We start from the raw sequence: 11,766 nt of genomic DNA on the forward strand, positions 1-11,766 counted from the left end.
GACGAAGGTACCGACGAGGGCTCGGGCCCCGGCGGCACCGTAGCCTTCACCACTGGTGCAGACGAGTACGCCGGCTACAACGGTGTTCTCTCCTCCACCTACTCGACCGGTAACTCGGTCATTAACGACCGCCTTGGCGTTGGCTTCGGCTACTTCAACGCAACCGGCGAGTGGCAGAACGGCACGGACCTTGGTTCGTACGAGATGATCTCGGAAGAGCCGCTGACCGTTGAGTACACCATCAACGAAGAGGCCGTTTACCAGGGTGGGACCTCCATCACCTGTGAGGACTACTACATGGACTGGGTTTCCCAGAACCCGCAGTGGATCCTTGATGCTCAGGCAGAAGCTGGCAAGACCAACGACGCTGGCGAGGGCACCCCGCTGTTCGACCACGTCTCTGGCCCCGCCTCCTACGCACTCGCAGTTCCGGCTGGTCCCGAGTGTGAGCCCGGCGATCAGTCGTTCACCATTGAGTACAACGCTCCGAACCCGGACTGGGAGCTCGTTGTTTCCGGAGCCCTCCCCTCGCACGTCATGGCTGAGAAGGTTGGCCTGAGCAAGGAAGAGCTCTTCCAGGCATTCAAGGATGAGGACTTCGAGGTTGCCCAGCAGGTAGCTGAGGAGTGGAACAACTGGTACTCCGAGACCCCGGGCGAACTGCCCCCCATCGAAGAGGCCCCCTCGTACGGCCCCTTCACCTACATGGAAGATGGCTGGCAGCCCGGCGAGTACATCACGCTCGTTCCGAACCCGGACTGGTGGGGCGAAGCCCCCGGCGTTGAGGAATTCATCTTCCGCTTCATCGCACCGGAGGGCCAGAACCAGGCTCTCCAGAACGAAGACGTTAACGTCATCGAGCCCCAGGCCAACCAGGACGCGCTTGACGCACTTGAGGCCATGGACAACGTGACCGTCCTTTCCGGATCGACCCTGATCTGGGAGCACATTGACTACAACTGGGCAGAGGGCTCGGTCTTCTCCGATGCCAACGGCGGCCTTGAGCTTCGCCAGGCATTCGCCTACTGCGTCCCCCGTCAGGACATCGTTGACCGTCTCGTGAAGCCCCTCGATGAGGACACGATCGTCATGAACGCTCGCGAGTACTTCCCGACCGACGAGGACTATGACGCAGTCGTTGAGGCTGCTTACGACGGCTCGTACGACGAGGTCAACATCGAGCGCGCTCAGGAGCTCGTCGCCGAGTCCGGCGTCGAGAACCCGACCGTCCGCCTCGGCTACGCCGCACCGAACCAGCGTCGCGCTGACACGGTTGCTCTCATCCAGTCCTCCTGTGCAGAAGCAGGCATCACGGTTGAAGACATCGGCGCGTCCGACTTCTTCGCACCGGGTGGCGGCCTCGACACCGGTAACTACGATGCAGCCCTCTTCGCATGGTCCGGCTCCGGCCAGGTCGTCTCGGGCCGTAACATCTACCACACCGATGGTCAGCAGAACTGGCACGGCTGGTCCAACGAGACCGTCGACGCCGAGTGGGACAAGATCCTTGGATCGCTCGACCCCGAGGCCTGGCTCGAGTCCAAGACCATCATTGAGGAAGAGCTCTGGAACGACCTCTTCGGTCTCCCGCTCTACGCTCACCCGGGTATTGCAGCACACACCACTGGCCTGCAGAACGTTGAGCGCAACGTCACTCAGTCCGGCGTCGTGTGGAACGCTGAAGAGTGGACCTGGTAGGAATCTAATCACTACCGAACCCAACTGATAGGCCGCGTAGCGGCGGGCCTGGTGGATCACCAGACCCCCGCCGCTACGCGGCTTTCCACATGGGAACAATCACCCGAGGCGGTGAGGGGTGCACCAAATACGATTTCGCAATCGGTAAACCTGCACCTAGAATGCCTAACGTGTGCTCTGAGGCCACCCATCTCAACGTACTTGGCACGGGCGGGCTAGCTGCCGAAAAGCTATAGGGACACACCTTCCAGAAAGAAGTACGAGACGTGTTCAAATTTGTCTTAAAAAGAATCGGCATATCCCTGATGATTCTTTTTTTCGCATCGGTCCTGGTGTACGGGCTTGTCGTCCACTCGGGCGACCCCCTCGCGGATCTGCGTGAATCGAATGATCAGAACCGCGAAAGCCGAATGGCTCAACGCACCGCGCAGATGCGACTCGATGAGCCATGGGTAGTACGCTACGGCGACTGGTTACGCGGAATAGCCGGTTGTCTCCGACTGCAGTGTGACTTCGGCGAGAACAGGAGCGGCCAGAGCGTTAACGACTTGCTCTCCCTCGCCGCCGGTTCAACCATTCGTCTTGTCCTCCTCGCGACAATTCTCGGCATTGTCGTCGGTATTTTCCTTGGCCTCATGGCTGCGATCCGCCAGTACTCCGGTTTCGACTACTCGGTTACCGCGATCGCCTTTATCTTCTACTCGCTGCCCTCGTTCGTGTTCGCAGTTCTCCTCAAGGAATTCGGTGCGATCCGCTTCAATGACTGGTTGGGCGCGCCAACATTCAATATAATCTTTGTCATTCTCGTCGGCTTGATATTCGCTTTGTTCGGTCAGGCGATTGTTGCCGGCACCCCCAAGAAGCGACTGCTGGTCGGTGGCGTATCGTTTGCTGCCGCCGTTGTCATCCTCCTTGTTGTTGATGCAACCAACTGGATTCGTGAACCAATCTCGGGCCTGTGGATGCCGATCGTCATGGCTATTGCAGCATCGGTGCTGTTCATTAGCCTCCTCGCCAACTTCGGCAACAAGCGGGCAGTCCTCTCCGTCGGCGGTTCGGCTGCCGCGATGCTTATCCTCGTCATCGTTTTCCAGGGACAGCTGGAAGACCCCACCTGGTCGCTACTCGGTGGTCTCCTTATCGCAGGCATCGTTCTCGCGGTCGCTATTTCCCAGGTCTTCGGTGGTTACGCCAAGCGCTCCATTACGTGGGCAAGTATTTGGACCGTCGTTTCGATCGGCTTTGCCGTTGTCGTCGACTTCCTTTGCCGTCACTGGTCCGATTACATCGACATGCGCGGACGCCCGATCTCCACGATCGGCTCCGAGTCCCCGAACTTCCGCGGCGCCGATGACTTCTGGCTCCAGCTCATGGACACCTCAACGCACCTCATCCTCCCGACGCTGTCGCTGACACTCATGTCGATCGCGTCCTACACCAGGTACACCCGTTCCTCGATGCTTGAGGTACTCGGCCAGGACTACGTCCGCACCGCACGTGCGAAGGGCCTTCCGGAGCACACGGTTATGACCAGGCACGCTTTCCGTAACGCGCTTCTTCCCGTGACCACGATCGTCGCTTTCGACTTCGCAGGGCTCATCGGTGGCGCCGTTATTACGGAGAAGGTCTTCGGTTGGAAGGGCATGGGTGAGCTGTTCGAAACGGCTCTGAAGCAGGTTGACCCTGATCCCGTCATGGCTTTCTTCCTCGTGACCGGCGGTATTGCTGTCCTCATGAACATGTTCGCCGACCTTCTGTACGCGTACATCGACCCCAGGATCAGAAGGTGAGTCGCGTGATGCAGTATTCGAAAATTCTCAGGAGTGACTCGTAATGGAAAACACTGATCCTAAGGCCCACATGGCCGCAGTGGGCGACTTCAATGCGGCAGAGCTCGACGATGAGGTCTTGGACTCGACAACAAACAAATCCTACTCGCAGGGCCAGCTCGTCCTGCGCCGCTTCCTTCGCCACCGCGCTGCGATGATCTCGCTGTTCATCTTCCTCTTCATCGTCGTCATGGCGTTCACCTCGATCGGCTTCGGGCCCGTCCCCGGCTGGTGGAAGTACGACTACACCTCGACGCACGACATCGTTAATGGAGGCGCCCCGACGCTTGGCTGGTTCACCGTTGGTGAGCACCCGTTCGGCCAGGACAACGTCGGTAAGGACTACTTCGCGCTCATCATGCGCGGAACCCAGCGCTCGATCATTATCGCGTTCATCGTCGGTATCGTATCGACCCTCATCGGCACCCTGATCGGTGCTCTCTCGGGTTACCTGCGCGGCTGGGTCGAGTCGATCCTCATGCGCATCACGGACCTCTTCATCGTTATCCCGCTGCTCCTCCTCGCAGCTGTCGTTGGTCAGCTTGCCAGCGAGAGGCTCAACGGTGGCATCGTGATGCTCGCGTTACTTCTCGGCTTCCTGTCATGGACAGGTCTCGCCCGTCTTGTTCGAGGCGAAGTGCTTTCGCTACGAGAACGAGAATTCGTGTATGCGGCGCAGGCGCTTGGCGCCTCCACGCCCCGCATCATCATCAAGCACATCCTCCCGAACTGCCTCGGTACGATCATCGTCTCCGCGACGCTCGCTATCTCCGCAGCAATTCTTCTTGAGACCGCGCTGTCGTTCCTCGGGTTCGGCGTCCGCGCCCCTGACACGTCGCTCGGCCTGCTGATCTCCCAGTACCAGCAGAAGTTCTCAACGCAGCCGTGGCTGTTCTACTGGCCGGCCGGCCTGATCCTCGCCATCGCGCTCAGCGTGAACTTCATTGGTGACGGTCTGCGTGACGCCTTCGACCCCCGCCAGAAGGGCAAGGCAAAGAAGATTAAGTCAAAGAAAGCTGAGGCGAAGGCATGATCTTCGGTAAGAAGAAGTCCGACAAGGACACCGAGCAGGTAAACCGTGCCGAGTCGACCGAGATCGTCAAGGTTCACGAGAAGACGGACACCCCGGTTCTTTCGTTCGGCGATCTTGACGTCCAGTTCGCCACCGAGTTTGGTCGTGTCCACGCCGTCCGCGGTGTCGACATTGATATCCATCCGGGCGAAGTGGTGGCACTCGTTGGTGAGTCCGGTTCCGGTAAGTCCGTGACCTCCATGTCCGCACTGGGCCTCCTGCCCGGCAACGCAAAGGTGGAGGGCGAGATCTCGGTAGCGGGACACAAGGTCCGCAGCATGTCGAGCAGGGGATGGCGTCGCCTCCGCGGCACCGACATCGCCATGGTGTTCCAGGAGCCCATGACTGCCCTGAACCCCGTTCTCACGGTCGGCAGGCAGATCACGGAGGCCCTTGAGCTTCACGAGATTGCCTTCGGTAGCGCCGCTGAGGCACGTGCCATTGAGCTACTCCGCATGGTTGGTATCGACAACCCGGAAGAGCGAGTGGAACAGTACCCGCACGAGATGTCGGGCGGTCAGCGCCAGCGCGTTGTTATCGCTATTGCGATCTCCTGTAACCCCGCAGTCATCGTTGCCGACGAGCCGACCACGGCTCTCGACGTGACCGTCCAGGCCGATATCCTCGACCTGCTGCGTTCGCTCAAGGACAAGCTCAACACCGGCATTCTCCTCATCACCCACTCCATGGGCGTTGTGGCTGACATGGCGGACCGCGTGCATGTCATGTTCCGCGGCAACATCGTCGAGTCCGGCTCGGTGACCGAGGTTCTTAACAGCCCGAAGCACCCCTACACGCAGCGTCTCCTGACCGCGGTCCCGCACCTTGGACAGGGCCGTCAGCAGTTCGGACTGAAGGAGCTCGACCGGAAGGCATTCGACTCCGCGAAGACGGTCCTCGAGGTCAACGACCTCGTTGTCGAATACGACGTGTGGGGCAAGGAGCCCTTCCGCGCCGTCGACAAGGTGTCCTTCGACGTCGCCGAACGCGAGATCGTCGGCCTCGTTGGTGAGTCCGGCTCAGGTAAGTCCACGATCGGTAAGACGATCCTCGGACTTCAGCCGGCCGCCGAAGGCGAGATCAAACTGTTCGGTGAGCCGATGCTCGGTCGTTCCAAGCAGGAGCGGCAGGCGGTACGCAAGTCCGTCGGCGTGGTCTTCCAGGATCCCGCCGCCTCGCTCAACCCCAGGTTCCCGGTCGGTGACTGTATCGCCGAACCCTACGTTGTGCATAAGGAAGGTTCGAAGAAGGAACAGCAGAAGCGCGTCTATGAACTCCTGGATGCTGTCCAGCTACCCGCATCAACCTTCAACAGGTTCCCGCACGAGCTTTCTGGTGGTCAGCGCCAGCGCGTCTGTATCGCTCGCGCTCTTGCGCTGAACCCGACCCTGCTGATTGCGGATGAGCCGACCTCGGCTCTTGACGTCTCGGTCCAGGCAACGGTCCTTCGCATGCTGGCTGAGCTTCAGGACGAGTTCGGCTTTGCCTGCCTCTTCATCTCCCACGACCTCGCAGTCGTTGACCTCATGGCCAACCGTGTTGTCGTCCTCCAGAACGGTGAAGTTGTCGAGCAGGGTCTCTGCGCCGACGTGCTCCACAACCCCAAGGAGGAGTACACGAAACGCCTTATCGCCGCGGCCCCGGTTCCGGAGCCTGTCGAGCAGAAGCGTCGTCGCGAAGAACGCCACGCACTCCTGCGCGAGTTCGGTGAAGACATCTCCGAGCTGAGGATCTAAACGCCCAAGCGGATATCAATCAAAGAGGGAGGGAGCAGTCCAGAACTGCTCCCTCCCTCTCCTTATGTCCTTCTGCTCACGGCACCGTCATCGTTTGCGTCCGGAAGGCTAGCCCGCGTGCTTGGACAGTGGCCCCACGTAGCTAACTTCCTGCATTCTCATCTCCGTGCCTCACTGCCTACCCGCCGGCCGCGCTGACTGAGCGGCCTCGCATGCGTTCGATACTGGTTCTTTGGTCCCGCGGCCGGAAGCTATGAGTGGTACTTAGCCGTTGACGGTTCCGGTGAGTCCGAGGGCGATGAGGGAGGCGCCGATGAGGAGAATGGCAACGCGGATGGGCTGAATGGTTTTTGTTCGGGGTGCGTAGGTAGCGTCCCGTGCAAACTCTTTTGCCATCCGGTTGATGAGTGAAGAAGCTTCCTTCTGGGAAGCGGTGTGGTTGTACTGCCCGGATTCATGAATGCGAATGTACTTCTCCTGCTTTTGGGTCTTAGCGAGAGGCGAGGAGGGGCTGAGCTGTTCGCGGCCCTTCGCGATACCACCGGTACCGGGGTAGGAGCTCACAGCATCCGAGTGACCGCCCTCGGACATGATGTACATGCCGTACCGCATGTCGAGCTGGTCGTAGTCCTTCCAGGAGACCGAGCGATCAAAGAACCAATTCGCGGCCGTGATCCCGTCCCGGGTCAGCAGGACGTGGGGCTGGTAGAAAAACACGTAGGCAACGAGAATCCCACCGAGCGCAAAGATCAGCGGGGGAAAGAATCCCTCCGAGTACGGGTCAAGGTACAGCGAGACAACGATAAAAAGGAAGAAAAAGAGAAGCAGTACCAGCTTCGTGTACTGTCCCGTTGACCGCAGCCTGTAAATCGGTTCGTTCATGCCCTCTATTCTGTCAGGTTCTGCGCGCCCGCTTGAACGGGGGAGTGCTCACTGCTTTGATCACCTTTGGTGGTTGCCGGGAACGCGTTGGCAGGTGAATGGTGAGATAGCTGATAGGTGAATGAGTTGAGTCCTGCAAGCGTCGATTGCGGAACTGTTGGTGGCTCGCTCATGCCCGCCGTGGCGGGCGTTGAAAGCCACCAAGTTGATGAAAGGAAGCGGCCGAACGGTGAACAATCTGAGAACGCTATGGTGAACTGGCTCGCTCAAACGCATGATTCCGGCTTTGTGCGAGTACCATGTACCGGGACCTACTGGGGTCCTACCCTCGCGCTTAGCGCCCAGAAAGGAACCGAGCAACGCCGGTGAAAGTAACTCGCTCAGATATTCGTAACGTAGCAATCGTGGCCCACGTCGACCACGGCAAAACAACCCTTGTCGACGCCATGCTGTGGCAGTCGGACGTATTCGACTCCCACGCCTCGGTCGAGTCGACCGGCGAGCGGGTCATGGACTCCGGCGATCTGGAACGCGAGAAGGGCATTACGATCCTCGCGAAGAACACCGCCGTCACCTACCGCGGTGAGCACGCCGCAAAGCACGGTGCCCCCGAGGGAATCACAATCAACGTTGTTGATACCCCAGGCCACGCCGACTTCGGTGGCGAGGTCGAGCGCGCACTGTCCATGGTTGACGGTGTTGTTCTCCTCGTCGACGCCTCCGAGGGGCCGCTCCCGCAGACCCGCTTCGTGCTTCGTAAGGCCCTTGCTTCGAAGCTCCCCGTTATCGTTGTGGTCAACAAGGTTGACCGCCCGGACTCCCGAATCGAAGCTGTTGTCTCCGAAACGACCGATCTTCTTCTCAACCTCGCCTCGGATCTCGAGGGCGAGGAAGCCGAGGTCGACATCGATGCCCTGCTCGATGTCCCGGTCATTTATGCCTCCGGCAAGGCGGGCCGAGCATCCGCCGAGCAGCCCGCCGATGGCACCCTGCCAGACTCGGAGAACCTCGAGCCGCTGTTCGATGCAATCCTCACGAACATCCCGGCCCCCACATACGACGACGAGGCGCCGGTCGCCGCTCAGGTCACCAACCTTGACGCCTCCCCGTTCCTTGGCAGGCTTGCCCTGATCCGCGTCCACTCCGGCACCATCAAGAAGGGCCAGACGCTGGGATGGCGGAAGCAGGACGGCACCATGTCGAATGTCCGCATCTCCGAACTGCTCCGCACCGTCGGCCTCGAACGTGTTCCCGACAAAGAAGCTGGCCCCGGTGACATCGTCGCCGTCGCGGGTATCCCCGAGATCACCATCGGTGACTCGCTCGTTGACCCCGAGAACCCGATCGACCTGCCCGAGATTCACGTCGATGAGCCGGCGATCTCGCTGACCATTGGCATTAATACGTCCCCGCTGGCCGGCAAGGTGAAGGGCCACAAGCTCACAGCCCGCCAGGTCAAGGAGCGCCTCGATCGCGAGCTGATCGGTAACGTGTCGCTCCGCGTTCTCCCGACCGAGCGTCCCGACTCCTGGGAGGTTCAGGGCCGTGGCGAACTGGCGCTGGCGATTCTTGTTGAGCAGATGAGGCGCGAAGGCTTCGAGCTCACTGTTGGCAAGCCCCAGGTTGTTACCCGCACGGATGAGAACGGTAAGGTTCTCGAACCGTACGAGCAGATGACGATCGATACGCCCGAGGACTACCTCGGGACGATCACGCAGCTCATGGCGGCCAGGAAGGGCCGCATGCTGACCATGACGAACCAGGGGACCGGCTGGGTCCGTATGGAGTACATGATCCCGGCACGCGGCCTCATCGGCTTCCGTACGCACTTCATGACCCTGACTCGAGGCACCGGCATCGGCTCCTCGCTCTTCGCCGGATACGACGAATGGGCTGGTCCCATCGAATCCCGCGTCACCGGTTCCCTTATTTCCGACCGTCAGGGCGCCGTCACGCCGTTCTCCCTGCTACGTCTTGAGGACCGTGGCACCTTCTTCGTGGAGCCCACACAGGAGGTCTACGAGGGTATGGTCGTTGGAGAGAACCCGCGTGCGGAAGACATGGAGGTGAACGTGGTCCGCGAAAAGGAACTAACGAACATGCGTGCCGCCTCTGCCGACGTGTTTGAGACTCTCGTCCCGCCCCGCAAACTCACCCTCGAAGAGTCCCTCGAGTTCATCGAGGATGACGAATGCGTCGAGGTGACCCCTGAGACGATCAGGATCCGCAAGCTTGTCCTCAACTCGCATGAGCGGCTCCGCGCCAACCGCAAGCGAGCACAAGGAAAACTGTAGTGTCGTCCTTCTCCAGGCTAGCCAAGGGATCCGGCCTCACAGGTAAGGTCCTGACCTTCACCGTGGTTGCCGGGGTTATCCTTGGCGCCCTGGCAGGCCTGCTTGGGACAGTCACCCACTCCGGCGGGATCGACGGCGGCGCAACCGGTATTACCGTTGCCCTTCTGGCCGTGCTCATTGGCTCGGCCGCCTTCACCCTGCTGGGCGGTGTGCTCGGGTGGGCAGGATTTGGCATAGGTGTTCTCGCTGCCCTTACCCTGTCGACCGCATATTCGGAGGGCGACATGATCGGGGCGATGAGCGAAGGGCTCAGCCAGTGGTGGTTCTACGGCAGCCCCGCTGCCGTTCTCCTTGGACTACCGCTTGCCTGGATCGGCTTTATGTTCACAGGCGCGGGCAAGCCCGGAACCTCCGTTAATAGTGTGTTTGACCAGGAAGAAGAGCCTCCTCAGCGCTAGACTGGATAAGGTCTCACATGGAAGGCATCCGGATGACGTGGAATGATGACGCAATGAACGAACCGACCGGGGGAGCTCGAGGCGAGCAGCCCGAGAAGAAGCGGCTGTTGTGGCCCTGGATCACCGGCGGTTCGATTGCTGTGCTCGCAGGTCTTTACGTTGCCGCGGCTTTCTTCTTCGCGGATCGGATCCCGTCAAACACGACGGTGTCCGGCGTTGAGATCGGTGGCATGTCCGAAGAGGCCGCTGCCGAGAAGCTCGAAACGGAGTTGCACGGCGTCCTCAACGAACCCGTTCCCGTCACCGTTGCGGGTACCGAAATATCCGCCGAGATTGATCCGTCAGGAACCGATGTTCGAGTGGACGGGGAGGCAACCGTTGACGGAATGACCGGCCTGTCGTTCAATCCCGCCGATCTGTGGCGCCACCTGTCGGGCTCCGATGAGCTCGTGCCTGTCGTGTCCTTCGACGAGGAGGCACTCGAGGCCACCGTGACATCACTCAACGAGCAGCTCGGTACCGAGCCCGTCAACGCAACCATTTCGTTCGCTGGCTCCACAATTCAGACCACTCCCCAGGAGAACGGCACCGGAATTGACACCGAGAATGCCGTGGAGGTTCTCAGTGAAGGCTGGCTCTCTGAGAGCCGCCCCATCGTCCTTCAGCCCACCGACCTCGAACCGGAAATCACCGATGAGGACGTGGATCGGGTGCGAAGCGAGATGGCGGAACCCCTCGTGGCAGCACCGCTGACCGTCCTGCTCGGTGAACAAGAGATCGTTCTCGAACCCACTACGCTCGCAGATACGGCCTCGTTCGAAGAGGTCGATGGCGAACTGTCCATGACGATTGATACCGAGCCACTCGTTGCCCGGGTCATTGATGGGGCGGGCGATGATCTTGAGGCCCCCAGGGATGCCGAGATTCTGATTGAGGACCACGACGAGGGGCCGATCATCAAGCCGAGCAAGAACGGCATGGTGATCAACGAGGACGAGACCGCCGCCGTTATCGAACAGGCCGCAATCAGTGAAAACCGTAGCGTTGAAGCGGTTGTGACCGAGGAAGAACCCGAGTTCACGACCGCCGATGCCGAGGCGCTCGGGGTAACCGAAGTGGTCTCCGAGATCTCGACCCCGCTGACGAATGATGCGGTGCGGACCGAAAACCTCGTTGTCGGTACCGCCAAGACCAACAACACTCTCGTTCTCCCGGGCGAGCAGTTCTCCCTGCTTGAAGAGCTCGGAGAGATCACGGAGGAGAACGGATACGTTTCTTCCGGTGTTGTCATGGAAGGGTTCAACGCGACAGCACTCGGCGGCGGCCTTTCCCAGCTGTCCACCAACACCTTCAACCTCGGTTATCGGGGCGGCATGGAAGACGTTACTCACCAGCCGCACTCGAAGTACTTCGATCGTTACCCCATGGGAGTTGAGGCCACGATCTGGCAGCCGACTGTCGACATGGTGTGGCAGAACAACTCGCCTTACGCGGTTCTTGTTGAAACCTGGGTTGAGGATGGAGAGGTCCACTCGCGCCTGTGGTCGACGGACTACTACGACGTTGATATCCAGGTGTCGGAACCCTATAACTACGTCCAGCCCACCACGAAGGTCAATACCTCGCCGGACTGCGTCCCCTACGGAGCGGGTGGGCCCGGCTTCACTGTGGATGTCTCCCGAAACGTGACGGCCGAAGGTGAAACGGTCTACCAGAACAGCTATTCGTGGACGTATCAGCCAGTCGACGCAGCGGTCTGTGGTTAAACACGGAAAAAATGGGATACTGGTAAAACCA

General features: G+C 60.2%; 8 protein-coding genes. 7 read left to right on the top strand and 1 reads right to left on the bottom strand.

The genetic code is table 11. The features are described 5' to 3' along the window. From ACTHUY_RS01395 to ACTHUY_RS01410, 4 genes are all read left to right on the top strand, one after another. Nucleotides 1-1,698, top strand: a 1,698-nt coding sequence (locus ACTHUY_RS01395) for an ABC transporter substrate-binding protein (protein ID WP_441677359.1), incomplete at its 5' end; no start/stop codon positions are given. A gap of 305 nt (nucleotides 1,699-2,003) precedes the next feature. Then, nucleotides 2,004-3,488, top strand: a complete 1,485-nt coding sequence (locus ACTHUY_RS01400) for an ABC transporter permease (protein WP_441677361.1) — start codon at nucleotides 2,004-2,006, stop codon at nucleotides 3,486-3,488. A 43-nt stretch (nucleotides 3,489-3,531) separates the two neighbouring features. Then, a complete protein-coding gene (locus ACTHUY_RS01405) occupies nucleotides 3,532-4,560 on the top strand; it encodes an ABC transporter permease (RefSeq protein ID WP_441654811.1) in 1,029 nt (342 codons plus the stop codon). Further along, nucleotides 4,557-6,335 (top strand): ABC transporter ATP-binding protein, encoded by a 1,779-nt coding sequence (locus tag ACTHUY_RS01410; RefSeq protein WP_441654812.1) that lies wholly within the window; start codon nucleotides 4,557-4,559, stop codon nucleotides 6,333-6,335. The genes ACTHUY_RS01405 and ACTHUY_RS01410 overlap by 4 nt, the downstream gene beginning before the upstream one ends. A gap of 264 nt (nucleotides 6,336-6,599) precedes the next feature. Here ACTHUY_RS01410 and ACTHUY_RS01415 read toward each other — a convergent pair whose 3' ends face one another. Next, nucleotides 6,600-7,217, bottom strand: coding sequence for a hypothetical protein (locus ACTHUY_RS01415; RefSeq protein WP_441654813.1), 618 nt, complete (start codon nucleotides 7,215-7,217; stop codon nucleotides 6,600-6,602). A gap of 365 nt (nucleotides 7,218-7,582) precedes the next feature. Between ACTHUY_RS01415 and typA the strand changes: the two genes are divergently transcribed. Genes typA through ACTHUY_RS01430 form a run of 3 tightly spaced genes read left to right on the top strand, consistent with a single transcriptional unit; the run spans nucleotide 7,583 to nucleotide 11,735 of the window. Next, entirely contained in the window at nucleotides 7,583-9,511 is a 1,929-nt protein-coding gene (gene typA, locus ACTHUY_RS01420) for a translational GTPase TypA (RefSeq protein ID WP_441654814.1), read from the top strand. Next, the gene (locus ACTHUY_RS01425) at nucleotides 9,511-9,969 is read left to right on the top strand and encodes a hypothetical protein (protein ID WP_441677363.1); all 459 of its coding nucleotides are present in this window, start codon (nucleotides 9,511-9,513) and stop codon (nucleotides 9,967-9,969) included. The genes typA and ACTHUY_RS01425 overlap by 1 nt, the downstream gene beginning before the upstream one ends. Nucleotides 9,970-9,986: 17 nt before the next feature. Next, nucleotides 9,987-11,735, top strand: a complete 1,749-nt coding sequence (locus tag ACTHUY_RS01430; protein ID WP_441677365.1) for a VanW family protein — start codon at nucleotides 9,987-9,989, stop codon at nucleotides 11,733-11,735. The last annotated feature ends 31 nt before the right edge of the window (nucleotides 11,736-11,766 follow it).

The organism is Flaviflexus sp., from assembly GCF_052087705.1.
In the GTDB taxonomy this organism is placed as follows: Bacteria; Actinomycetota; Actinomycetes; order Actinomycetales; family Actinomycetaceae; genus Flaviflexus; species Flaviflexus ciconiae.